The organism is Ignavibacteriales bacterium, assembly GCA_015709675.1.
GTDB lineage: Bacteria > Bacteroidota > Ignavibacteria > Ignavibacteriales > Ignavibacteriaceae > H2-BAC3.
In genome coordinates this window covers 931069-956794 of sequence record CP054182.1, presented here as the reverse complement: position 1 = coordinate 956794, position 25726 = coordinate 931069, and the positions used below count along the sequence as shown (strand labels likewise).

The window sequence follows — 25726 nt, the reverse complement described above, 5'->3', positions numbered from 1 at the left end:
TTCGCTCTGAAAAATATCCTGAATGATGGTGATTATTTCTCCCCTTTTTATCATTTTTGTGTATGCAGCCGTTAAAAATTGTCTGCGATGAAAATATCGCTTATGCGCAGGAAGCGTTTTCTACCATCGGAGAGGTTACACTTTCCCCCGGAAGAACTATCTCCCGTGAAATGCTCATGGATAAAGATATTCTTATCACCCGTTCCATTACTCAGGTTAATAAAGCGCTGCTTGATGGAACCTCGGTCAAATTTGCCGGAACGGCTACCATCGGCACTGATCATGTGGATATAGAGTGGCTTGAAGAACAGGGGATTGGTTTCACTGATGCAAAAGGATGCAATGCTGATGCGGTTGCTGAATATGTCCTCTCTGTCATCAGCCGGATACTCGCGGAACAGAAAAGAAACTTTTCCGATACCTCAATCGGCATTGTTGGCCATGGAAATATCGGCAGCCGTGTTGAAAGATTAGCAAAGGCTGCGGGAATGCTTCCTTTTCTAAATGATCCCCCAAAAGCTATTATGTCCGGCGGAACCGGATATGTTTCACTAAAAGAAGCGCTTGCCTGTGATATCATTACTTTTCACACGCCGCTGGAGAAAGAATCGGATTTCCCAACCTGGCATCTGCTTCATGAGGGGATGATTCAATATATACGGCCGGGTACTATTATCATTAATGCTTCACGTGGAGAGGTAACCGACAGCCGCACGCTCCACCGGCTGTATCACGAGAAAAAAGCTGTTATTATTCTGGATGTCTGGGAAAACGAACCATTCCCCGATCCTGATATGCTTCAGATCTGCCGCTTTGCTTCCCCCCATACCGCCGGCTATTCAGCACGGGGCAAGGTTAACGGAACCGCGATGGTATATACAAATGCGTGTGAGTTCTTTGGGCTGCAACCCTCCTGGAAAGTTGTATATCCTGAAGCACCGAAGATAAAACTTCCCCCCTCTTCCGATGAAATTACCCCGGCATATTTATACTCTGTCACACGCCTGCTTGATCATCTTGATGAGGATACCTCACTGATGAAGAAACTGATCCCTCTTGATATGGAGAAACGCGGCAATGCATTTGACCTTCTCCGCAAAAACTACCGGCTGAGGTTTGAGTTCCGCGACTATACTTCCCCCGATCCGTTCCTTCGCTATCTTGGATTCGGCGCTCCCCAATCCTAAAAAATTGAAATTCCTGCTTTTGTGGTAAGCAGTTCAAGTGCTTTCATTCCCATAACAGAATTCCCTTTTTTATTCAGCCGGGGACTCCATACCGCCACGGTATATATATCCGGATGAAAGGCCACGATGCCCCCGCCTACCCCGCTTTTTCCCGGCAGCCCCACCAGATAGGAAAATTCGCCTGCCTCATCATAAAATCCGCAGGTCTGCATCAGAGCGTTTATGCGTTTTACCTGGGACATCGTAAGTTCATACCCGTTAAAGGAAAAGGGCTTCCTGTGGTTGGCAAAGGGTAGGAAAGCATGGCTCAGATCGGCACAGCTCATCCGCACGGAGCACTGATGGTAGTACAAATCCAGAACATCATTCAGCTCGTTGTGTATATTTCCGAAATATTTCAGCACATTGATCAGCGCGGCGTTCAGATATCCGGTTTCCTTTTCTGAACGGACAACCTGTTCATCATAGTCAGCCGCCGGATTACCGGATATCAGCCTCACAAACTCAATGAACTCCTCTTTGGGATTTTTGATGAGCGTAATCAGGATATCCGCGAGCACCAGCGCTCCGGCGTTAATGAAGGGGTTTCGCGGAATTCCCTTTTCATATTCAAGCTGCACAATCGAGTTAAACGGATTTCCCGAGGGTTCTACGCTTATCCGCTCCCATATCTTTTCACCGGTCAGCGAAACTGCCATTGCAAGAGAAAAAACTTTGGATATACTTTGTGCTGAAAAGGGAATATTCCAGTCCCCTGTATAAAACTCTCTCCCGGTTACCGTCCGCAGATGCATTCCATAGTGATCGGGATTAACTTTTGCCAGTTCGGGAATATATGAAGCAACTTCCCCGCTCTGTTTTAGGTATGCTGTTTCGGTTTCTATTTCGTGTAGTATTGTTTGAAAATCTATCTTACTCATGCTGCATAGTCAAATTTCTGTAAATCAATTTACAAAAATAACAATCCCGTCATTCAGTTTAATGATTTCAAATAATAAAGGACAATTACCAGACACCTAAAACTCTGCGTTTGAACACGATTTAAGGATAAACAGGATTGACAGGATTATTCAATAAAGCTCAGGAGGAGCTGGATATTAATAATACATGGAATGGGTAATACACCAAATACCTCACTTGAGCGGAACAAAAATCCGTAATAATCCGCGCTGCGCAGCATCCGCTTAATCCGCGACCCATCGGGTATTGGAACACGATTAAAGCATAGACATGATTGACAGGATATTCAATAAAGCTCCGGAGGAGCGGGATATTAATAACACATGGTATACGCAAAACATCCAAAACCCACAAGGGCGGCAAATACGCTGCGATGCTTGCGGTAAACTTCGCTTCCTTTGCGTTTAATTTCTTTGGTGCTTAGTTTCTTAACGTGAAATAACTTCCTGGCAGAAAAGCAATTATCCATTTTCCATTATCCATTATCAATTAACCTTCTCCCACCATCTTGCCACCGGATACTCATCTTTTTCAAGGACTATTCTTTCCCCGATCATCGGAGTTGCTACCGGAATTTTTAACTCCTCCGCCTTCGCCGTAACCCTTTCAATCGGATCTTTCCAGCTATGGAGAGCAAGAGTAAAACTGCCCCAGTGAATGGGAATAAATACTTTGGCACCCAAATCTGCGGCCGCCTGTGCGGTTTCCTCCGGCATCATGTGAAATGCTTTCCACCGTTCATTGTATTGTCCGCACTCAAGCATTGCAATATCAAAGGGCCCAAACTTCTCTCCCGTTTCCTTAAAATGCGGACCGTAACCACTGTCCCCGCTGAAGTATATCTTCTTAGTTTTTCCCTGAATAATCCAGGCGCCCCACAGCGTTGTTGTCCGGTCAGTCATACCCCGGCCGGAGAAATGTCTTGCCGGAGCAAAAATCAGCTTGACCCCTTCATGCTCGGTTTCATCCCACCAGTTGTATTCGCTGATCTTTTCAGACGGAACACCCCAGGCAAGAAGATGAACGGATACCCCGAGCGGTACATAAAAATGATTTACCTTATTTTTAATCTTCATAATCGTCTTATAATCAAGATGATCATAATGATCGTGCGACAGAACAACTGCGTCTATCTGCGGCAGTTTTTCGGCGGTAATTGGCAGATCCTTTGTATATCTTTCCGGACCCATAAAAGAGACCGGCGATGAACGGTCTGAAAGCATCGGATCAATCAGAAGTCTTTTTCCGTCTATCTCAATAAGAAACGCTGAATGCCCGAACCAGGTGACCCGTGTTTCACCTCCGTTATAGTCCGCAATTTCAGCAGAATCCAGTTTCAGAACCGGCTGCGGAGATTGCGGCTGACGGTCTGGACTTCCCTTCAGCACATCTTTCATGATATCAACGACATTCGAAAAGGAAAAATCTCCGACCGTCTCTATCTGATTAATAAATATTCCGTCCTTGTAGTTGCTCAGCTTTTCAAATTTGTTTTTCTGCTCAGCGGTTACTTTTCCTCCGAAATCAGGCGTGGTATAAAAGAATACCGATCCTGATATCAGCAGGAGCAGAATGACAATACCCATAATTATTCCAATCATTTTCAGTCGTTTTCTGTTTCTATTCATCAGCTTAGAGAGCTGCCTCGTTAATATCATTGTTTTCAAGCAGTGTTTTGCCGAAGCCCTTCCGGGCAATCCCGATCATTGCCCGCCCTATTCTCCGCGTGTCGGTTATTTTATCCGGCATCAGTTTCCTGAGCAGCGGCGTGAAGGGAGCAATCAGTATATACAGCCACCGGTACAGCGGAGTGCGCGAAACAATTCCGTCAAGCGGTTCAATAAAACCCGGCCGGAACATATACGCCCCCGTAAAACCTTTGGCGAAAAGCATATTTTCCGTCTTTCCTTTTTCTCTTGCCCAGAAGATTCTGCCCTTCTCCGAACTGTCTGCCCCTGTGGCCGAAATATATATAAAGGTTATCTCCCGGTTCACCGCCGCAAGAGCATCCGCAAAATCTTTCGTCATGGTATAGGTCACGCGGGAATACTCCTCCTCACTGATGCCAAAGGATGAGGCGCCAAGACAGAAGAAACAGGCATTGTATCCTCTCAGCATCTCCTCCTTCCCGCTTAGCTCTTTAAAGTCAGAAATCATCAGTTCTTTCAGTTTCGGATGGCTTTCACCTGAGGGTTTTCTTCCGATGGAAAGAACGGATTCAACCTCATCACTTCTCAGACATTCAAGCAGGACACCCCGCCCGATCATACCGGTTGCTCCGGTCAGCAATACATGTAATTTCATAAAATGTGAAACAAAGACTTGAAGCTAAAAATTCAATATAATGAAAGGAGGTCTATTTTTTCTTTTCCTGGCGCAGAGCTCTTTGCAGCAGAATGAATGAAATCTCCATGAGTTCTTCTCCCCGGTTTTGCTCTGTTGGTGTGACTGCATCCCGCATCATCGCGGTAAGATAATTCATAATAAATTTCCTGTGGACCTCTTCAGGAATCTGCCCCAGTTCTCCTTTACTTATCCCAAGACGTATCAAAGCATCAAGAACCCCCGCAAGCTGGTCAGGAACAGGATTCCTTAAAAAGACGGGGGATGCCTCATACTGAATAAGGAATCTGACAGCATTCTGATTTGCCAGAGACCAGGAAAAAAGGGCATCCCTCATCCCATGCAGAGTTACAAAAAGCGGCTGAGTTTCATCCAGTCCGGCCAGCGCTGCGCCAAGCATCTCCTTCCGGGTTTCGGAATAAATGGCCTGAATCAGCTCCTCTTTTGTTTTGAAGTAGTGAAAAAGAGTGCCGTTAGCCACCCCCGCTCTCGCTGCTATTAACGCGGTCGGGGTGGCATCAATTCCGTTTTCGGCAAAAAGCTCCAGTGCCGAGCGGAATATTGAATCAAGTTTAGTATTAGACTGACTAATCACTCTGGTAAAATATGGGTAAAAAACGAAGATTCCAAATGATATTCGTTCATATTTCCGCGCTAATCTGCGTAATCTGCGTAATCTGCGGGAGAAAATCTGACCCTATAAGGCTACCCAATCTTACTGGTTCCGGATAGAATCAATTATTCACAATTCAGCGTATTAATGTAAATTGTGGTTTATGCATTATTGTTTCTATAGGACAAATATTCAAATGAAGAATCTCCTCATCTGCATGACATTCATATCCTTCCTGAGCGTACCTGTTACTCAGGCGCAGGAAATTTCAGATGCCGATGCATTAGCCAAAGCCCGTGCACTTCTCAAAGCATTTCCGCTGATTGACGGACACAACGACCTCCCCTGGGTCATCCGGGCTGATGACGAAGCTCCCATGGACGTGGAAGCATACGATCTGAGAAAGCGGACAAAAGGAGATACCGATATCGGACGGCTGAGAGAAGGGGGAGTCGGCGCGCAGTTCTGGTCAGTCTACATCCCCGCGAACCTTACCACCGGATTTGCAAAAGCGCAGATGGAGCAGATTGATATTGCCCTCAGGATGATTGAACTCTACCCGGATGTCTTTGAACTCGCCTCATCGGCTGATGATATTGAAAGGATTTTTGCCTCAGGAAAAATCGCGTCCATGCTCGGCATAGAAGGGGGCAAAGCCATTGAAAACTCCCCCGCTGCTGTCCGGGTCTTCTACCGCCTCGGGGTAAGATATATGACGCTCACCCACTCAGCCAGCACCGACTGGGCAGATGCCTGCACTGATACCGCGCGGCATGGCGGACTTTCCCCTCTCGGAGAAAAACTCATCCTTGAAATGAACCGTACCGGCATGATTCCGGATCTCTCCCATGTCTCCGATGAAACCATGAGCGATGTGCTGAATATCAGCAAATCCCCTGTTATCTTTTCCCATTCATCAGTCCGTGCTATATCAAATCATGTCCGCAATGTGCCCGACTCCATCCTGATTCGGCTCCCAAAAAACGGCGGTATTGTGATGATTACCGTTATCCCCAACTTTACTTCCGAAGAAAAGCGCATCTGGGAAGACGGACTCTCCGCCCGCCTGAAGGGAATAAAAGGCAGGGATGAACGGAACAAGGTAAGAAACGAATATATACAAGAGTATCCCGAACCCATTGCCACCCTGAAACAGGTTGCCGATCACATTGATTATGTCCGGAACAACATCGGCGCTGACTATGTCGGCATCGGGGCCGACTACTTCGGCGAAGCGGATGTGGCTGAAGGTATGGAAGATGTTTCTAAATACCCGTATCTCTTTGCCGAACTCATCAAACGGGGCTGGAGTGACACCGACCTGAAAAAACTTGCCGGCGGCAACATACTCCGCGTCCTCCGCCAGACCGAAGAAACCGCAAAACAGCTGCAGCAATCCACAAAAGCAATGATAAAATAATTAGTAGTTAGTAATGAGTAATTAGTAATGGTTTTAATGTACAATGAACAATTTACAATGTTCAGATTGAAGAATCATAATTGATATATACTAATCAAAAGGATTTATCTCGCAGCATCATAGGGGACAAGAGTCCCGAAGGGACGGCATAGTAATTCGCTCCAATCTGCATTGCGAAGCATCCGTAAAATCCGCGGGCTAAAATGGGATCATAAAAACTCGTGACATGACAAAATAATAAATGCGCTTCAATCAAAACCCCGAAGGGGTGATATATTAATAACACCTTACTACAGCCATTCCCCTAAGCCCAGGATGGGCGATATCTTTACGGTAAATACCTGAAAATTCAGAAAATGATGTCAAGGAATTTTTAAACCCTCACCGCCGATCACCTGTGAACACTTGCAATCATTCATGAACCTACTGATCGGGTGACACATGAATAAAGCCCACCACTCAATACACCAGACCCTTAAAAACGGGATACACACTTAGCCTGTCCTCAATTAATAACTGCGCTTTTCCGGAATAACTCCCCGGACTCCCCCCCTGGGCTCAGCCACATCCCCTTTATATCTGGGAATCAAATGTATATGTACATGCGGAACTGTCTGTCCGGCATCTTCATTGATATTCACACCAACATTAAATCCATCCGGATTATATATTTCTGTTATTATCTTTTTAACCCGATTCAGCATAAACCAACAGGCGGACTGTTCCTTGAATGACAATTCAAAATAATCTGCAGCATGCCTTTTGGGTATTACCAGTGCATGTCCATTGCTGACAGGAAACTTATCAAACATTGCATAAGCCGTGGCAGACTCAGCTATCAGTTCACGCTCTGGATCTGGATTGCAAAATGGGCAGGCCTCATTTCCGTATTTTGGGAGAAGATTAAAATGTCTGTATTCATAAATTTCACAGTTTTCATCCTTAAACACCGATGAAAAGTTGAGCAGTACATTACACTGATATGTTGGCTTTTTGTGGACTTTGTGAATCCGGAATCCTTCAAATTGCATATCCCGCCTGACAGCAAAATAAGCTCTGCCTGATGGTTTCAGAAGCCTTGATATATCTATCAGTACTTCAGCCTGCTCTTCAGCTAAAAGAACATTTAATACATAAAAACAAAGTATTGTGTCAAATTTTTTTACAGGATATTCTGGAAAATAATACTTGTCGTATCCCTCAATTGCTATATTTTTTTCTTTTAGAAGTTCCACATCTTTACCAAAACCGCAGCCGTAATCAAGAATTTCACCGGTCAGAAATCCTTTTGACAACAGAAATCTTGCTGGAAGAGATAAGCTTGTCCGTTCTTTTGCTGTTAGATGACTGAATTGATTGTTCTTTACGGATTCCATTCTTCATACCCGCGGTTTGAAATTAATTCATGGCAAATTATCTTCAGTTGGTTAATTCCCATTAGTTCCCAATTGTCGGACGAAAGGTCACCAAGCAGTGCTAATCTGATTTCTTTTCTGAACCTTTCTCCTAGTTTGTTTTCAAGGAGCTGCCAGTAATGGATGATCAAATCTTTTTGTTTTTCAACTAAATCCGGAGCAGGGATTTTATCCCGCTTTATCTTATTGGTTTTCGGATTCGAAGGGAGCAAATTCCATAGGTCGTTATTTCGCCATACAGAAAAAGGAATGCAATGATCAATATCATAACTGGGAATTCTTTTTCCCGTCCATACGCAATAAACCGTTCCTTTGCTGCGCAAAACACTTTCATAAAACTTTTTGGATTCTACAACATCCCTCTCACTAACAGGACTCCTCAGAGTTTCATGTATTACTTTCTCAACAGAGAGACTCTTACCCGATGCATTCACCGAAAACTCGGCCCATTTAAAAAGTATTGAATCTTGTCCTCCAATAAAAGTTCCAATTATGCGGAAGGCATCATAATATTCTTCCGGAATTGAAACGCTTCCTGAAGTTGTTATTAGATAATCAATATCAATTTTTGAAGCCGCTTTCCCTTTTTTGTCTTTTGAATACTTGTAGATTGAAAAATAGTGATCGCTAACAGAACGTCCGATATACCGCATTGGGTTTTTAACAATTGTTGTTTTTAGCATTACAACAAGTTTAATGAAATCTTTTTGAATCTCTTTTGGAATTCCATTGTTTCTTAAATCGTTATAAAAGCCGGAAAATCCATTTTGATGCTTGTAAGCCAGTATAATTGTTTTGAGCATCTCTCCAAAAGCAAGATTAACATTCCCATTAATTTGCGGAAGCTCTGTTTCTGATTCAAGGATTGGATAGTAATATAGAATCCATTTCTCAATTAGTAGTCCAAGAGGAAAACTTACCCTTCCGTTTGAATGTGATATGAATGGTGAGTTTTCGTTAATGATATCTATAGTCCCCCGCAATAAAGCATATTTGTAGGTTGTGGTCTTACTGTCCCGTTCAATAATTGTGCTTATATTTTTAAAAACATTACCAACCATTTATTTTTCTTTCAAATTTTATAGTTATCGCCCAGTTGAAACTGCATAAAAAGTAGAAAGAAACCAAATCCCGCACTTACATATTCCCAGCCAAGCAATTACCTGTCGCCGCCTATATATTTAAATTAATTTGAGTAAGAAGAGAAAAGTCATTCATTATCTTATACCCTCCGCATTCTTTTATAGTTCTCAATAAGACTCTTGTTAAAACTATTGCATACTTTTTTTGATTGTGTTTTTCGCTGGATTATTCGCAAAGCTTAGTTCTTATTTCCGTATCTCTTCCTTATCATTCATAAAAGCAATATTCCTTCTTTCTCAACAAACTGAAAAAGGTCCATGCTCTCTTTCCACTGATCATAATAATCCCTGTTGTTAAATGCCAGTGATACTAATTTACCATACTTCATCAAATACGTTAGCGAAAGTTCTGCGGCAAGATCATTATACTTTTTTCTGTCTGAATCAGATGTGAGCACCATAATATCAATATCTGAATCTTCAGAATAATCCCCCCTTGAATAGGAACCATAGAGAATTACTTTATCCAGATCATGACCTACGGCTTCCTGAAGTTCAGAAACCAGTTCTCTGAGGAGAGCGGAGATCTCATCCGGGATCAGTATGGTATTATTATTCATAATTACAAAAATCTTTTTCTAAAAGATACTTCAATTAATGAATACGAAAAACCCGAAATCCTGATGAAAAAATTTGACAATTATGTGCATATTTTGCCTATTATTGAACCTCATTTTTCACAAGATAAGGCGCGTCATGTCCAAGACCAAAAAGATCCTCTTTATCCTGCTCGGTTCGTTTGTTCTTATCGTCTCATCAATTCTTGTTTTTGCGGCTACAAAACCGGACACCTTCCGCGTTGAGCGCTCGATGATCATACCCGCTCCTCCTGAGGCGCTGCATACCATCATAAGCGACTTCCGCACATGGGATCAATGGTCCCCCTGGGAAAAGCTTGACCCCAACATGAAGAAAACCTTTGCCGGTCCGGTCAGCGGTCCCGGTTCTTCCTATGCATGGGAGGGAAATGATGATGTGGGAAAAGGCAAAATGGAAATTCTGGATTCCAGGCAGTATGAATCAATCACCATTAAACTGGAATTCATCGAGCCCTTCCCCGTCAGCAATACCACGCAGTTCAGTTTTGCTCCTGTTGAAGGAGGTACAAAGGTTACCTGGGCTATGTACGGTAACTCCCCGTATATATCCAAACTCTTCAGCGTGTTTATGGATATGGATGCCATGATCGGAAAAGATTTCGATAACGGTCTTCAGAACCTGAAAAACCTGCTCGCTAAATGACCGGCGAAACCCTGATAGTCAGCAGAGTATTTCCGGCACCGGCTGATCTGCTCTGGAAAGCAATAACGGAAAAGGAGCGGATGAAGGAGTGGTATTTTGATATTGCTGAATTCAGGCCCGAGCCCGGCTTCCATTTTACTTTTACCGGAGGTACTGAAACAAGAGAGTACCTCCATCTCTGCACCGTCATCCAGGCAGTATCCTGCGTGCTGCTCTCTTACTCCTGGGAGTATCAGGGCTATCCCGGCAAAACTATCGTCACCTTCCGGCTTGAACCCGCCGAAGGAGGCACAAAACTCACCCTTTCGCATTCTGGACTTGATTCCTTTCCTGCCGATAATCCGGATTTTAACCGTGAAAATTTCCGGCAGGGATGGGATTATCTCATGAACACCTCCCTGAAACAGTACATCGAAAAAACAGCAGCGTCAGTCTGACGCTTTACTTTTTTTATTAAACACATCAACTTTCACGAAAGGACACAGTCTATGCCTGCATTGCATATCTATCTCAATTTTCAGGGAAACACCGAAGAAGCATTCAATTTTTACCGGTCTGTATTCGGAGGAGAGTTCCTTCAGGTTCAGCGTTTTTCCGATGTACCTGATTCGGATAACATACCCGAACATGAAAAAAACAAAATCATGCACATTGGTTTTGCCATTGGAAGCACCTATATCATGGGCACCGATGCACTCGAAAGCATGGGGCAAAAAGTGGTTTTCGGAAATAATATGTATATAACCATAACGCCGGACTCAAAGGAAGATGCTGACCGCTATTATAAAGCCCTTTCTGAAGGAGGAGAAATTGAGATGGAACTGCAGGATACCTTCTGGGGCGCTTATTATGCATCCTTTGCTGATAAGTTCGGCGTACGCTGGATGATCAACTACGATTATCCGAAAGCATAACCGCGGCTGATCTTTTGCATCCGCTGTACTGACGTAAAATCATCTCCGCCGGCCGGTTATCCCTTTAACCTGCCGGCGGTAAGCATTTCTGACGTATTTTTACGGATTGTTCTGATACTTTTTATACCCCCTCTTCATGAAAGAAAAATATAATTACTATTACCGTCTGATCGTTTCGGCCCTTAAAGGGGAAGAATATGATTATACCTCTATCAACCTGCGCAAGGCGGTGCTGCTTCTTTCCATTCCCATGATGCTTGAGCTGGCGCTTGAGTCGGTTTTTGCCGTTGTTGATATATATTTTGTTAACAGACTCGGTGTTCACGCGGTTTCCGTGGTAGGGCTTACCGAATCTGTTATAACGCTGGTTTATTCAGTAGGTATCGGTATGAGCTCGGCTGCTACGGCATTAGTCGCCCGCCGCGTGGGAGAAAAGCATCTTGATGCTGCTTCACACGCCGGAGCGCAGGCAATTATGCTCGGCATATTTTCTTCCTTCACGCTTGGCATACCGGGCTACTTCTACGCTGAGGAAATTCTTGCCATGATGGGAGCCGAACCGGAAGCCATCAGACAGGGAGTTATATATACTCAGCTCCTGTTTGCCAGCAGTGTTTCCATTATTCTCCTGTTCCTTATCAACGGTATATTCCGCGGTGCCGGTGATGCGTCCATCGCCATGAAAAGTCTCTGGCTGGCCAATGCGTTCAACATCATTCTTGACCCGATCCTCATTTTTGGTCTTGTCTATTTCCCTGAAATGGGCATTAAAGGGGCAGCGGTTGCAACGGTAATCGGCAGAACTCTGGGTGTTCTCTATCAGGCATATCATCTCTGGCGTTCATCAGGCATTCTGAAGATGAAGTGGCATCACTTTAAACCTGACTTACCCGTTATTAAAAGTCTGGTTAAAATAGCTTCACCTGCTACCTTTCAGTTTATCATTGCCTCGGCAAGCTGGATTTTTCTCGCATCGATGGTTGCTGACTACGGCAGCGCTGCATCAGCAGGATATCAGACCGCCATACGCCTTGTGGTATTTTTTATCCTTCCTGCATGGGGGATGAGCAACGCCGTTGCCACACTTGCCGGACAGAATCTGGGCGCGGGCAATCCTCAGCGCGCTGAGGAAAGTGTTTCCATTACTATCAGATATAATGTGGTGTTTATGGCAATGGTCACTACAGTGTTTTTGTTTTTTGCCCGTCCGCTGGTTGGGTTCTTTATCCCCGCGGCGGAAACCGCGCAGACTGACTTTGCAGTCCTTTCTCTGCAGATTATCTGCACGGGATATATATTTTACGGCATCGGCATGGTTATCACCCAGGCATTTAACGGAGCAGGAGATACCAAAACCCCGACGGTGGTTTATTTTATCGGATTCTGGCTCTTTCAGATTCCCCTGGCATATTTCATGCATAAGTTCTCCGGACTCGGTTTTACCGGAGTGGTTATTGCTGTCCCTGTTGCCGAGACGTTTATGACCCTTATGATCTGGTACCGTTTTCGCAAAGGAACATGGAAAAACACCAAAGTATAGTCAATTGATAGTGGATAATGGACAATGAATAATTATTTATTTGTTCCATTCGTGTAAATTCGTGAAATTCGTGGCAGGTTATCAGGAATACTCTGATAAAACCTCGGTTCTATCTATGTAACACCAAATATTACAATGCGTTACCTTTTTCTTTATACACTTGTCTTTTTTCTTCTTACTGGTCTGGCCGGGGCTCAGCCGGCAGCAGACCTGATTTTCCATAAAGGTTATATATACACCGCTGATTCCGCCGGGAGTGTTCACTCTGCGGTTGCGGTCAAAGACGGCAAAATTCTGATCACGGGGAGTGATGAGGTTGTTTTGCAATATAAGGGAGAAAGCACTCAGATAATTAGCCTGGAGGGAAAACTTCTGCTCCCTGGTTTTATTGACAGCCACGCCCACTCAATCAGCGCCTTTAAACATTTCTTCGAGCTTAATCTCTACGGCCTGAAATCAGTTAAGGAAATTCAGGATGCTCTTAAGGAATATTATTACAGACATCCCGGGGCTGCATATATCAAAGGCCGCGGATGGAGCAACACCATGTTTCCGAAAACCGGACCAGCCCATACATATCTAGATGAAATTATCAGCCATATCCCGGTAGTACTTGCATCTGAAGACGGCCACTCACGCTGGGTTAATAAAAAAGCATTGGAACTGGCCGGCATCACAAATTTAACTCCGGCCCCGGCAGGAGGTATCATCGAACTTGACCCTGAATCGGGTGAACCGACCGGAACACTCCGGGAGTCAGCCGCAGGTCTTGTATCCGGCATTATTCCCCCTCCTTCTTTTGAGCTGATGTATGACGGATTAATTAAATTTCAGAAAATGGCCGCTGAATTTGGCATCACCGGTGTTCATGAAGCCTCAATTGACGCAGGCAGCATCGAACCGGAAGTATACCGCAAACTTGAAGCTGACGGAAAACTCAATATGCGCGTCACCGCTGCCTTATATATAGAACCAGACTCCGGCCGGCAGTGGATAGAGCATCTGACTGCTGAGCGCAGCCGTGACCGTGGTGAACTTTTTTCAGCCCGTTATGCCAAGATTTTCGCTGACGGAGTAGTGGAAGGAAGTACCGCTTTTCTGCACGAAGCCTATAACCATCTTCCGGCAAACCGCGGAGAACTGCTCTGCAATCTTGACAGTCTTAAAAACCTGTGCGCCGGACTGGAAGAAGCCGGCTTCGGTATTCATGTTCATGCGATCGGTGATGCAGCCATCACAGCCGCGCTGGATGCATTTGCGTATGCACGGAAAATTTCAGGCAACACTGATACCCGTAACCTGATAACGCATCTTCAGCTGGTGCGTGCTTCTGATATACCCCGTTTTAAGGAGCTGAATGTAACTGCTGCCGTTCAGCCTTTCTGGTTCATAAAAGATGAGTATTACCATGATATACAGGTTCCCTATCTGGGTAAGGAACGCGCTGACCGGGAGTATCCGTTAAAAAGTTTTTTTGACAATGGAGTGAATGTTGCCTCTTCAAGCGATTATCCGGTAACCATACCTCCCAACCCCCTCGTGGCAATTCAGACAGGCATCACCAGAAAAGAGCCCGGATCAGATGCATCCATGACCCCGCTCTGGCCTGAAGAATCCGCAACCATAGAACAGATGATACGAAGCTATACCATTAATGCAGCTTATGCAAGCGGGTGGGAAAAAATAGCCGGATCAATCGAACCGGGTAAATCAGCAGATCTGATAATACTGGATAAAAATCTTTTTACCATTCCAGCGGATGAAATCACCTACGCAAAGATGGTGATGACCATGTTCCGGGGAAAAATAATATATAGCAATCAGTAATTAGTAATTAGCAGTTAGTAATTAGTAATATATATTGCTCTTCAGTATTATTTTACCTTCAGAGTGACAACGGCTGTGTAGAGACACGCTGCGGCGCGTATCCGCAAGTGCAAAATAAAAGATTAGTAACTGTTTACCGCTCTAATCTCAGAACAGGATATTCTTCACCCTTCACCAGCAAATACTCAAACGCCTTATAGGTCACCAGCCCTATTTCTGATTTTGGCTCAAGCGCCTGCGCTATCACATTCCCCGCAAGCTGATTTGTTGTCAGCAGCCAGTATTCTTTTTTTAGATCCGCGGACTTCACCTCATTGCTCTTCGTTACTGCATCAGCTACTATATCTCCCTCAAAATCAATCGAATCAATTCCGGTTATTGTATAAGCACTGATGATATCTGCCTTCCTCGGTACATACTTCTCTTTTGTAAAACCGTGACGCTCCGTCCACGATACCAGTTTCTCATCATCTGCGGGAATAAGATATCCTTTTGGTTTTGCAACACTATGGCGTGACTGCACCACCGGGCGGTAATTCGTAACCGTTACCTGCGTATCAGCTCCGGTTGAAACTGAAAGCAGAGCCATGGTTCTTGTTTCCCCCGTAAGGGCATGGGTCATTTGCACGGCAACTGAATCGGGCTTGCCGGCGATTAAAGATTTTCTTCCATTCTCAACAAGATTTTTTATCTGATTTTTATTTTTAATGGCGAACATAAGAAATCCTCTCACCCCCGCATGCTGACCATTTGCTCTTCTTTCAAGATTATCAAGTTGATCACGTCCGTTCATCCCTTCCTGAATAAAAGAAAACGCACCAAGAGAGCCAATACTCTGACGACCATCGTTAATGTCGTACGTGCTGCGGCGAATTAGCTCCTTTTCTGGCGGACCTCCCGGCAGATACTCCTCAAATGAAAATCCCTGCGCTGATATATACTGTTTAATATACGGCATATATACCGTTAACTGATAAGCTCTCATTTCCTCTGGTATATTCATGTTGGTAAGTGTGCCCACGGTTACCTCGGAGTTTTTCAGATAGCCGAATTCCGTCCAGCTCTGTGAATAGGGGGAGTATTCATGCACATCCATATTCACCTCAAACTGGTGCTTATTATAAAACTGATGCAGTCCTTGTGTTTCCGGCTGCATCATAATCAGATGATCGCGGTTCAGATCGGCATTGTTCCCGTTGCGGCGAGTGTATGCTTCATTGCCGTCGGGATTCATCATCGGAATAACCGCAAGATCGGCTTGTGGGAGTATATAATCAAGCTTCCCTTCCGCCATATCGGCAAGCAGCATCAGCATTCCTTCTTTTCCGGAAGGTTCATTCCCGTGCTGCTGAGAAAAAATCAGTATCTTCAGTTTGCTATTATCAGTGCCGAATTCAGCCGCAGAAAATTTCACCACCGGAATTTTTCTTCCCTGCACAGATTCTGCTATATAATCCGTTCTTATGGTTCTTTTCTGCAGGGATACTTCGCTGATAAACTGCAGCATCTCTTCATGCGAGGTGCTTTTTGAAAAACCCGATTTTTCAAACGGGGTCAGCAGACGCTGCGGATAAACAGAGGCAGCTGCAAGGAGAATAAGAATCAGATATTTCATTGGACTTATGATTGTTACTGTAAGGAAAAGCCGCGTTCCCGGAGTGAGGGATATGGCACATTTACTGCCGAAAATTACACAAATTTCACTCTTTTTTGGCTATTTTAGCATAATGTTTCATTTTTCTTCTGGCTCTTATCCATGACCTCTCACCGGCACATTCTGGCTTTCGCCGTTATTCTTTTATCATCATCAATATTCGCCCAGATCCGCTTTGACGCAAACTTCGAAAGCGGAAATATCAATACTGTTTCCACCACTGATTCAGTTAACTGGACAGTCACTACAAAGCAGGATATTGGCGGCAGATGGTTTTATTTCCGGATTACCGGAATCAAGGATAAATTCATTAAAGTACGGGTTTCCAACAGTGATGTTAAGCGGGCGATGTACTCCTACGACAATCAGACCTGGCAGCGATTCACCCTGGCTGAAAGCCCCGGAAGCAGTTCATTTCAGAAGACATTTCCCTACGATACTGTATATGTATCATACTATACGCCTTACACACTCACTCATCTCCGGAGCCGGGTTGCCGAATGGGCATCACATCCCGCAGTAACACTCGATACACTTGGCCACACCCTGCGCGGCCTTCCGATGTATGTTATGGTTGTTACCGACCCTTCAGTGCCCGACTCACTCAAACAGACTGTCTGGGTTCACGCCCGCACTCATCCGAGTGAAACTCCTACTTCGGTGCATTTTGAAGGAATGATGAAAACTCTCCTGAGCGGAAATGATGTAACAAAGCATTACCTGAAGAATCTGATTTTCCACATGATTCCGTTCACCAATCCGGACGGAGTATATTACGGCCGCTCCCGCACAAACTTTGACGGCGTTGATGTTGAGTCAGACTGGAACCGCGTTGATTCCCTCACAAGCAAAGAGGTGAGAATTCTGAAACAATATATGCAGTCGGTTAATCAGGTCAATGTCCTTAAAGTATTTCTGAACCTGCACTCACAGGCATCACCATACTGCACCTTCTGGATACATACCGCGGTTTCAACTTCTCCCTACTTCTTTAAGAGGGAGATGCAGTTTTCCAATCTGAATATATCAGACAATCCTTATTTTGTTTACAGTGACTACCGTTTCTCCAATCTTTCCATGACTTTTCCTGAAGGATGGCAGTGGCGCAACTGGGGTGATAAAACCATGGCGCTTACGTACGAAACTCCATATGATTACTATTCATCAGGAGCCGTGGTCACCGATGAGAATCTGGAGTATCTTGGAGAGCGTTCTGTTTACGCACTGGCTGAATATCTGGAACTTTCTCATCCGAGACATCTTATACTTGACAACGCCGGAGTTCCCTCCTTCTGGGGAAGTGATACGGCAGGTACCAATTACTTCGGGGCTGATTATCTTTACGCATCGCCCGGTACCGGAAGCGGGCCGGTTACCTTTGCAACTGAAAATCTTGAAGCAGGAAGTTACGATATATACGGCTGGTGGCCGACGGGCTCTGTTTTTGCATCTGATGCCCGCTTTACCATCACGGCAGGGGGACAGACCGTGCAGAAAGCCGTGAATCAGAAAATTGGAAACGGTGAATGGCGCTTTCTTACGAATATATCACAGTCAGGCAGCGGGCCGGTTTCCATAACCGTGAGCGATACCGGCAACGGCCTGGTTGCCGCTGATGCGTTCCGGATTATATATAGGGGTGAGCCGACTTCCATCAGGCACACAGATCTGCCTCTGAGTTTTTCTCTTGAACAGAACTACCCGAATCCGTTTAACTCACAGACCATTATCCGCTACCATCTTCAGGAAAGCGGACAGGTCCGGCTCACTGTCTACGATGCAGTGGGGCGTGAAGTTATACAGCTGGTAAATGATTCTCAGACCACCGGCACCTATGAAGTACCGTTTGAAGGCCGCAGCCTCTCCTCCGGAGTATATTATATCCGCCTCAGCTTTGCAGGCAAATCAGTAACAAAAGCAATGGTGCTGTTAAAGTAAACAGCAGCATAACAAAGCTTTGTAGAGACACGCCGCGGCGTGTCTCTACGAGTTTAAAGAATACTTGGCATTAGACTTTAAGGATGATTGCTAAAGGGGAAATTGCCGCTATGCTTATCATTAAAACTCTGCGGGACTTTGGGGAAACTTTATTTACTTTGCGTTAAATAATTCCGGAAAGGCAACGCTACCTGATTTCAGATACATGCACTGTTCCTGAATTGATATCCACTTCATAATATATCCTCCACTTGCGGTAGGACAAACAATACCGATTCCCCTCCACAATAGAAACCCTTTTTCTTGACACATCATCCGGATTAACTGAAAGCTGTACGCGGGCGTAATTGAGCAGATTCTGTCCTTCTTTCTCTTTAATCACCGCAGCCTGTTCCGCTGCCCCGGGAGCAACACGTATCTCATAACTCACCTGCACCCGTTCCCCCGCCCATCCCGTTGCCGCTTCAGGGAATGAGTCGCTGTAAGGCAGATACGGCTTAATATCCAAGACAGGTGTCCCGTCCAGCATATCCGATCCGCTGATATATATATTCAGCCCCTCATGTTTTATATATTTCACACAGCTCAGCCCCGTGCGGTTTGGCCGGTGAGGAGAACGCGAAGCAAATACCCCGACCTTCTTACCTCCGTTGCGCGGGGGTGTGACCATCGGTTTCCAGCTGTCGTTTTTATGGAAAATATAGATAATCCAGAGATGACTGAATCCCTCCAGACCGGTAAGCGCCTGCTCAAAATTGCACCCGGGCTCAAGTTCAATAACCGCTCCGGTTGCGGCGGTCATTGTCCCCTGTCTTGGGGCTTCGTACCGTTCTTTCAGATCCGACCGGACGTATCCGACCGGTTTAATAATAACGCTCTTTTCCATTATATTATTTCATTTTTTTCTGTGCAAAGATACCCAGATCATTTTTTTTTAATAGGATATTTGTTAAGTTTGCACCGCGTGTGTTTGAGAAGGAATACCTGGATTTCCATTCTAAAACCTTAAGGAGTTGAAATGTCCGTTATACGAACGACCCGTTCGCTTTGCCCTGTCTGTTTAAAACAGATTTCCGCTGACCTTGTCAGCCGTGATGATAAGATGTTTATGGTTAAGACATGTCCTGACCATGGACCTTTTGAAGATCTCTATTACGGCGACGCAGCCCTCTATCAGCGTCTGATGAAAGAGCTTACGGGAGGTGAAGAAATTAACCAGCCGCTTGCAGTAGATTTGGGGGAGACTACCCGACAGAGCGCTCCGGTAAAAAACCCTTTCGGTACTCCGGGCATTGGTATAATAGATGTAACAAACAGGTGCAATCTTGACTGCACAGTTTGTTTCGCCTCTTGCAACTCAGCCAGAGATGTTTATGAGCCACCGGCTGAAACCATTTACGCCATGATGGATACTCTCCTCCAAGGTGACAACCCCTGCCCCATCATTCTTTTTAGCGGCGGTGAACCAACTATCAGAAAAGACTTTCTTGACCTCTGCCGTATGGCCAAAAAGAAGGGGTTTAAATTTATCATCGTTGCTACAAACGGTAAAAGACTTGCAGCCGAACCGGATTATCACCGTCAACTGGCTGAAGCTGAAGTGGATATTATATATCTGCAGTTTGACGGTGTAACCTCTGAGCCGTATATAGCGCTTCGGGGCATTGACCTGCTCGCAACCAAACTTCAGGCCCTGGACAATATTTCCAACTCACCCGTGGACTATCCGGTAACTGTTCTTGTGCCGACTATTGCAAAGGGCATAAACGATCATCAGATTGGTGATATCGTCCGTTTTGCTTCAAATAACATTAACATCATTAAAGGTGTTCTCTTCCAGCCGGTCGGCTTTGTTGGTCACATCAAGAATAAAGACATACTGGCAAAACGCATTACTAATGCAGATGCTATACAATCGCTTTCAGTCAGTTTTAATAACTCCATCAGCAAGGATGATTTTTATCCCCTCGTCTGGATTCGTGATTTTCTTGAGGCATTCAAGCGGATTCATAAGCGTACTGATATTGTTGACCTGAAAGTTCATCCGGCCTGTTTTACAGTTTCCTATTTCGTAAAACACAATGACCAGCTTATCTCGCTTAACCGTCTGCTCAATTTAGAAGAACTGCGCAATTTTGTTAATAATCTGAAGACCGGTTCAAAAACTGAGATTGCAGCCGAACTTTTTAAGTCCCTGCCAAAGATTATCAGAAAAGATACTTACAAGATGAGTTCTAAACTGATAAAAATTATGTCAGAGATTTTTCTTGAAGGATCTGAAAAAGCAATTATCAATTTCCATGAAGACAATGTTCTGCTGGTAGGTTTTGAGCATTCCTCCGACCCGTATAACTACGACTGCGAAAAAATTGACCGCTGCTGCATTCATTACTCCACCCCAGACGGTAAAACGGTGCCCTTCTGTTCTTATAATGTGTTTAACCGGAAAGAACTTGAAACTACCTTCTCAAAGAAAAATTTCAAGTCAAATTAAATTAAAGACTAAAGCAGACTTACCGGATTCAGGATTCAAATTGTTTCCTGAATTCGGCAAACTGCTCTTTCAGTTCATCCAGTTCATGCCGGAGCTGCTCAATCTGACGGATAAGATCCGGCTGTGAGTCCTCTTTTTCAGCAGGCGGTGTTTCCTTTATCTCCGGCATCCCGCTGAGCAGATGCGCATAGCGTGCATCACGGCCCGGCTGCCGGGGAAGTTTTACAGCCAGTGGCTCCACCCGTGAGATAAGCTGATGTATCACCGACTCAACCTCCTCAAGGGATGAAAATTCATACAATCTGCCGCTGCGCGAGCGTATCTCCCCCGGGGTCTGCGCCCCTCTGAGCATCAGTACCCCCATAATGGCACTCTCCGCCGTGGTCAGACCCAATGCCGTGGTAAACAGCTGCTTATACTTTGGCACCCGCTGATCGGCTGAGGTTACCTTGCAGACAAATGGAATATCCAGCAGTTCAAGCAGAACCTTCTGAACCTGCTCCTCGGTATAATTGACCACCGGTTCACGGCTGCTCTTCTGGTTGCAGGCATTGGTCAGCGAGTTGACTGATAGCGGATAATACTCAGGGGTGGTTTTTTCTTTCTCAATAAGGGCTCCTATTACCCTCACCTGTTCTTCTGTCAGCAGATGCATATTTCTCTTCCGGGAATTTCATTTATCATAATCCAATTTAATGAGATTTCCAGTTTTTTCCGGCTTGTCGAATCACTCACAGAAAAAACCGGATTTTTTTACGATCTTGTATTTTTCATTAAAAGGTAATTGAGCGTGAAACAGGAAAATCTGCTGTTCCGTCCCTCGCTGATGTCGGATTATGATGCGGTCCATGAGATACTGCGCGTAACCTGGCTGGATACCTACCGTGATTTCGTCCCGGAAGAGGATCTGCTCTGGTATCTTGAAAAGGAATACAGCAGGGAAAAGTATCAGCAGATTCTGCTCGATCCTGATTCACAGTCCTGTCTAGTTCTGGCTAATCAGATTCCCGCCGGATGGATGCGCGTCAGATTTCCGCCGGACTGCCTTAACATCGTCTCCCTTTATATTCTTCCGCAGTTTCAGGGTAACGGCATCGGAAGCCGCTTTCTTGCCATGGCTGATGATATCGCGCATAAGCGGGGATATATATATCTTTCGCTCGGCGTGATGTCGGATAATCACAAATCCAAAACCTGGTATCAGCGGCAGGGTTTCCGCTTCACCGCCGAAGAACCCTTCACCATAGGAAAAACAGAAGTGATGCACCTGATCGGAACGAAACAAGTAACGAACTAATGTACAATGTACAAAGTACAATTGGGGAAGTGGTTAGAAATTTTTCACTGCATCTCGCATTCCAATCCGTTTAAATCCGCGCTGCCTGCATCCGTAAAATCCGCGTGCAATCAGGATGCGGAACACGATTAAAGGATGAACAGGATATGCAGGATTAACCACTCTGTAAATAGAAATTGTTCACTAGAGAAAACACATTATTAACTGTCTGTCTGTACAAAATCAGAGAAGATAAAATTCACCATTCACAATTCACCATTCACAATTCACCATTCACAATTCATACTTCATACTTCATACTTCATAATTGTTAAACAGATTGTCATCTGTCAGTATGAAAGGTCCCGTAGGGACGAAATATTAATAACACCGCACCGTCTCCTGCAATTAAAGCTCCGGAGGAGCGACATAAAAAGCCTCGCCTCATGCCATTTGCGGGAAAAAATTTTCCCTGCTCATCGAGGCTTTTATACAGGCACCGTGAGAAACCTCTCCTGATCTGAATTCAGTTGCATCTATCATTATTTTCCCTTAATTTTTAAGTTCTTATTTAAAGGGTACCGCCATGATGAGCAAAATTCCTGTTTTCAGGGGAATAATGCTGTTCCTCTTCCTCTCAGTATGCGCATTTCCGCAGATCACCAAAGTCCCAGGGCTTGAAATTGCCAATCTCATCTCTTCTTCGGCAGTTATCACAAGCAATGACGGCACAGTACATTTTTTCTTCAGCGATGATGTGGCCGGGAGTGTACGTTCCATTGGCCATAAGAAAATGGTAAACGGCGTCTGGCAGACTGGCGCAGAGTATCTGCAGACCAAAGAAGTGGTCGCGTTAGATACGGTTTACGGCATAACCGCAATAAAATTCCCCGGCGGGCGCATCATGGTGGGATGGCGGACCGACTACCACTATTACGCATATTCCGACAACAACGGCCAGACCTGGTCTGAACCCGCTCAGATCCCCTGCGGCAGCTCCACATTGCAGAAAAGAAGCTCACTGCAAGGCACCTTTACCATTACCCCCGGCGGAAATGCTCTGTACAGTTACGTCCGCAGCGGCCTGATATATATGATTATCAGTTCAGACAGCGGCGGCACCTGGTCGGCTGAGTTCCCCGTGGGCAACGTTTCACTTGCGGGTGTAGCTTCCGCTGTGGTTGCTGAATATCCGGCCGGAACACTTATCTGCGCGCTCACTTATAGCAGTGCCGCTAATCCCGGCATGTACAGAATACGCAGCACTAATGGCGGCATGAGCTGGTCAGATCCTGTATCGTACGTAAGCGGGTTCCCGTTTGCCGCTCGCCCGAAGTATCATAAAGGAGGGGGTGATACCCTCTCCCTGTTTTATGAGACGCTTTCGGCAACTCCCTATCCCGGCATCTATCAGCGCGATATATATAAAATCGTCTCGGCAAACGGAGGTATTGTGTTCAGCAGCCCCGTTCCGGTAACCCGGTACAAAAGTGATGACCGCTATTTTAACCTGTCATACAACGGCAGTCACTTTTCATTCCTGAGCAACCGCGACAGTTCAGGAAAAGCCATCTACATTGGTCCGGTAAAAGGCAATGATGAACCCGCCCCGCCGGTGTTATACAACTACTTTGCCTATACCGAGGGGGGAGCGGCACAAAATGAATTCCGCGTAAGAGTTAAAGCGGACGATTCTAACCTTAAATCAGTTCAGCTCCGCGCAAACAAAAACGGCGGCGCTTTTGAGATAATGACGCTAAATGATCTCGGTCTTTTCAGCGATTCCATCGCAGGTGACTATATATACTCCCATACAATACCCGGCTTTGTTCCGGGTGATCTCATTACCTGGCAGATAATTGTTAACGACAGCACGGACCTTCAGGTTTCCTCACCGGTTAAAACAGCATATTTTGCCATTGGCGATTTTATCCGTTTTGATACCCTCAAAGCGGGTCTTATGACTATTCCTTTTGATAACACCGGCTCCATCGCTGATGCAGGGAACACAAACCCCCGCGCGGGATGGTATGACGGTAAATCATTTCTTTTCAGTGCAGGATTTGCCCTCAGCGGTAAAGCTTCCGGACAGGTTTGGGCGAACGGGGAGTTTACCGCCAGCCGTCTTGAGGATTATCAGTCCGGAATCGTCGGCAGCGATCCGGCCGATCCCCGCAACTCTATCTTTATCATCCGTTCATCTGACCAGCCGTTTGGTGAGGCCTGGCAGCGCTACCGTTTCGCAGTACCCAACGGAGCCCAGTTTTATGACGGCGACAATGACGGTATATATAACCCCGTTGATCTGAACAGCAATAATCAGTGGGATGCTAATGAGGATGCTCCGATGATTATCGGGGACTACACCGCATTCGCAGTATTTAATGACGGTAGACCGGCAGCCCAGCGTCTGTTCAGCAGTCAGAACCCTCTTGGCATTCAGATTGCGCAGACAGTGTTTTCGAAGTCTCTTTCTACAAATGGATTTAATGAGGTTGCATTTGTCAGGTACACGATTACCAACAAATCACCATATGATGCACTTGATGATGTATATTTTTCCGTAATGACTGACCCTGATCTGGGTGACTATCAGGATGACCTGATCGGCTCTGATCCAACCCGTGACGGAGGTTATGTTTACAATGACGGATCAGATACACAATACGGTGCAAATCCTCCTGCATTTATGCAGAGTTTTGTGCAGTGGCCGTTTACCTATGTTCCCGGTGTTACCTATACAGACGTCAACAGCAATGGTATGTATGATGAGGGTACGGATACTCCTCTTGATTCACTTATCGTAAACTACGGTTCGGTTATAGGAAGGAAATCATATCGCGGAGCTGGTTTCGCTCCGGTACGCTCTTTCATGCAGTCAATCAGCTCTCATCCTACAATAGGCGGATTTGATACCCCTGAGCAGCTTCGGAATTATCAGCTCGGCCTGAATAAATACGGCGACCCGATAAATGTCTGTACCTGGAATTTTGGCAACGGGAGTTCCCTGCCTGATTGCGGCAGTATAAATCCCCAATTTATGTACAGCGGAAGTCCGGATCTAAATACCGGCTGGCTTAATACTACTCCGCTTGATCAGCGTTATATGCTTACAGCAGGTCCATTCCGGATGGAAAAGAATAAGCCGGTCACACTGCTTGTTTCCTATGTCATCGGGCGGGGGAATACTCCTGTCGCCTCAGTTGGCAAAGTAAAAGAAGTAACTGATTTCGCTTATCATATATACAACAGCAACTTTACTGATTATACAACTTCCATAGAAGAAAACACCGCAATTATTCCGGCAGAGTTTTCACTATCACAGAATTACCCGAATCCGTTTAATCCGGAGACTTCCATTCGATTTGCAATACCGGCTGCGGGTCTGGTTAAACTGAATATATACAACATCCTCGGACAGAAAGTAAGATCATTAACAAATGAGGTACTGCAGGCCGGAGAACATACCATTACCTTTAATGCCGCTGAATTTTCATCGGGCATCTACTTCTATCGCGCAGAGTGGAACGGAACCAGCATTACCAGAAAGATGACATTGCTGAAATAGTTGAGAGTTGAAAATTGAAAGTTGAAAATTGTTTAGCGCCAAAATAATGTGAGTTTTTTATTAACCTCTGCGTTACTTGGCGCATAGCTTTGCGGACTCTGCGTTAAAACTCAATCCGCCTTGTTGGAGACAGATTGTCATCTGTCTGTACGGGTTTGTGAAGAACGAAATTCATACTTCATAATTTATACTT

The 25726-nt window shown here is 45.2% G+C and carries 21 protein-coding genes; 11 read left to right on the top strand and 10 right to left on the bottom strand.

Annotation, left to right across the window (positions count from 1 at the left end; translation table 11 throughout):
* The first annotated feature begins 62 nt into the window (after positions 1-62).
* Complete coding sequence (locus tag HRU80_03460; protein QOJ27979.1) at positions 63-1187, top strand: 4-phosphoerythronate dehydrogenase; 1125 nt, start codon at positions 63-65, stop codon at positions 1185-1187.
* Here the strand turns inward: HRU80_03460 and HRU80_03455 are convergent.
* The 4 genes from HRU80_03455 to HRU80_03440 form a co-directional block, all read right to left on the bottom strand.
* The gene (locus tag HRU80_03455) at positions 1184-2107 is read right to left on the bottom strand and encodes a glutaminase (protein ID QOJ27978.1); all 924 of its coding nucleotides are present in this window, start codon (positions 2105-2107) and stop codon (positions 1184-1186) included. The genes HRU80_03460 and HRU80_03455 overlap by 4 nt on opposite strands.
* A 525-nt stretch (positions 2108-2632) precedes the next feature.
* The gene (locus tag HRU80_03450) at positions 2633-3748 is read right to left on the bottom strand and encodes an MBL fold metallo-hydrolase (GenBank protein ID QOJ30440.1); all 1116 of its coding nucleotides are present in this window, start codon (positions 3746-3748) and stop codon (positions 2633-2635) included.
* Between the two features lie 31 nt (positions 3749-3779).
* Positions 3780-4451: an epimerase gene (locus HRU80_03445; protein QOJ27977.1), complete on the bottom strand. Its 672-nt coding sequence runs from the start codon at positions 4449-4451 to the stop codon at positions 3780-3782.
* Positions 4452-4503: 52 nt separating this feature from the next.
* On the bottom strand, positions 4504-5085 hold the full coding sequence (locus HRU80_03440; protein ID QOJ27976.1) for a helix-turn-helix transcriptional regulator: 582 nt from the start codon (positions 5083-5085) through the stop codon (positions 4504-4506).
* A gap of 235 nt (positions 5086-5320) precedes the next feature.
* Between HRU80_03440 and HRU80_03435 the strand changes: the two genes are divergently transcribed.
* Positions 5321-6523: a membrane dipeptidase gene (locus tag HRU80_03435; protein QOJ27975.1), complete on the top strand. Its 1203-nt coding sequence runs from the start codon at positions 5321-5323 to the stop codon at positions 6521-6523.
* A 509-nt stretch (positions 6524-7032) separates the two neighbouring features.
* Here the strand turns inward: HRU80_03435 and HRU80_03430 are convergent.
* From HRU80_03430 to HRU80_03420, 3 genes are all read right to left on the bottom strand, one after another.
* A complete protein-coding gene (locus HRU80_03430; GenBank protein ID QOJ27974.1) occupies positions 7033-7899 on the bottom strand; it encodes an HIT domain-containing protein in 867 nt (288 codons plus the stop codon).
* Positions 7887-8999, bottom strand: coding sequence for a hypothetical protein (locus HRU80_03425; GenBank protein QOJ27973.1), 1113 nt, complete (start codon positions 8997-8999; stop codon positions 7887-7889). The genes HRU80_03430 and HRU80_03425 overlap by 13 nt, the downstream gene beginning before the upstream one ends.
* 293 nt (positions 9000-9292) lie before the next feature.
* Positions 9293-9640 (bottom strand): nucleotidyltransferase domain-containing protein, encoded by a 348-nt coding sequence (locus HRU80_03420; protein ID QOJ27972.1) that lies wholly within the window; start codon positions 9638-9640, stop codon positions 9293-9295.
* 136 nt (positions 9641-9776) lie between these two features.
* Between HRU80_03420 and HRU80_03415 the strand changes: the two genes are divergently transcribed.
* The 5 genes from HRU80_03415 (at position 9777) to HRU80_03395 (ending at position 14603) form a co-directional block, all read left to right on the top strand.
* Positions 9777-10322 (top strand): SRPBCC family protein, encoded by a 546-nt coding sequence (locus HRU80_03415; protein ID QOJ27971.1) that lies wholly within the window; start codon positions 9777-9779, stop codon positions 10320-10322.
* A complete protein-coding gene (locus tag HRU80_03410; GenBank protein ID QOJ27970.1) occupies positions 10319-10759 on the top strand; it encodes an SRPBCC domain-containing protein in 441 nt (146 codons plus the stop codon). Before HRU80_03415 ends, HRU80_03410 begins: the two co-directional genes overlap by 4 nt.
* 51 nt (positions 10760-10810) lie before the next feature.
* Positions 10811-11236, top strand: coding sequence for a VOC family protein (locus HRU80_03405; GenBank protein QOJ27969.1), 426 nt, complete (start codon positions 10811-10813; stop codon positions 11234-11236).
* Positions 11237-11372: 136 nt separating this feature from the next.
* The gene (locus HRU80_03400) at positions 11373-12776 is read left to right on the top strand and encodes an MATE family efflux transporter (GenBank protein ID QOJ27968.1); all 1404 of its coding nucleotides are present in this window, start codon (positions 11373-11375) and stop codon (positions 12774-12776) included.
* 135 nt (positions 12777-12911) lie between these two features.
* Complete coding sequence (locus HRU80_03395) at positions 12912-14603, top strand: amidohydrolase (GenBank protein QOJ27967.1); 1692 nt, start codon at positions 12912-12914, stop codon at positions 14601-14603.
* Between the two features lie 133 nt (positions 14604-14736).
* On the opposite strand, the gene HRU80_03390 is transcribed toward HRU80_03395, so the two are convergent.
* Positions 14737-16218 carry a hypothetical protein gene (locus tag HRU80_03390; GenBank protein QOJ27966.1) on the bottom strand — a complete coding sequence of 494 codons (1482 nt, stop codon included), beginning with the start codon at positions 16216-16218 and terminating at the stop codon, positions 14737-14739.
* A gap of 141 nt (positions 16219-16359) precedes the next feature.
* Between HRU80_03390 and HRU80_03385 the strand changes: the two genes are divergently transcribed.
* Complete coding sequence (locus HRU80_03385) at positions 16360-18195, top strand: T9SS type A sorting domain-containing protein (protein ID QOJ27965.1); 1836 nt, start codon at positions 16360-16362, stop codon at positions 18193-18195.
* Between the two features lie 187 nt (positions 18196-18382).
* On the opposite strand, the gene tsaA is transcribed toward HRU80_03385, so the two are convergent.
* Positions 18383-19081: a tRNA (N6-threonylcarbamoyladenosine(37)-N6)-methyltransferase TrmO gene (gene tsaA / locus HRU80_03380; GenBank protein ID QOJ27964.1), complete on the bottom strand. Its 699-nt coding sequence runs from the start codon at positions 19079-19081 to the stop codon at positions 18383-18385.
* A 132-nt stretch (positions 19082-19213) separates the two neighbouring features.
* Here tsaA and HRU80_03375 point away from each other — a divergent pair, with 132 nt between their 5' ends.
* Complete coding sequence (locus tag HRU80_03375) at positions 19214-20689, top strand: radical SAM protein (GenBank protein ID QOJ27963.1); 1476 nt, start codon at positions 19214-19216, stop codon at positions 20687-20689.
* 28 nt (positions 20690-20717) lie between these two features.
* Here HRU80_03375 and HRU80_03370 read toward each other — a convergent pair whose 3' ends face one another.
* Entirely contained in the window at positions 20718-21344 is a 627-nt protein-coding gene (locus HRU80_03370; GenBank protein QOJ27962.1) for a YceH family protein, read from the bottom strand.
* A 135-nt stretch (positions 21345-21479) separates the two neighbouring features.
* On the opposite strand from HRU80_03370, the gene HRU80_03365 reads away from it, so the two are divergent.
* Together HRU80_03365 and HRU80_03360 are read left to right on the top strand one after the other, a co-directional pair.
* Positions 21480-21986 (top strand): GNAT family N-acetyltransferase, encoded by a 507-nt coding sequence (locus tag HRU80_03365; GenBank protein QOJ27961.1) that lies wholly within the window; start codon positions 21480-21482, stop codon positions 21984-21986.
* A gap of 565 nt (positions 21987-22551) precedes the next feature.
* Positions 22552-25533 (top strand): T9SS type A sorting domain-containing protein, encoded by a 2982-nt coding sequence (locus HRU80_03360; protein QOJ27960.1) that lies wholly within the window; start codon positions 22552-22554, stop codon positions 25531-25533.
* The last annotated feature ends 193 nt before the right edge of the window (positions 25534-25726 follow it).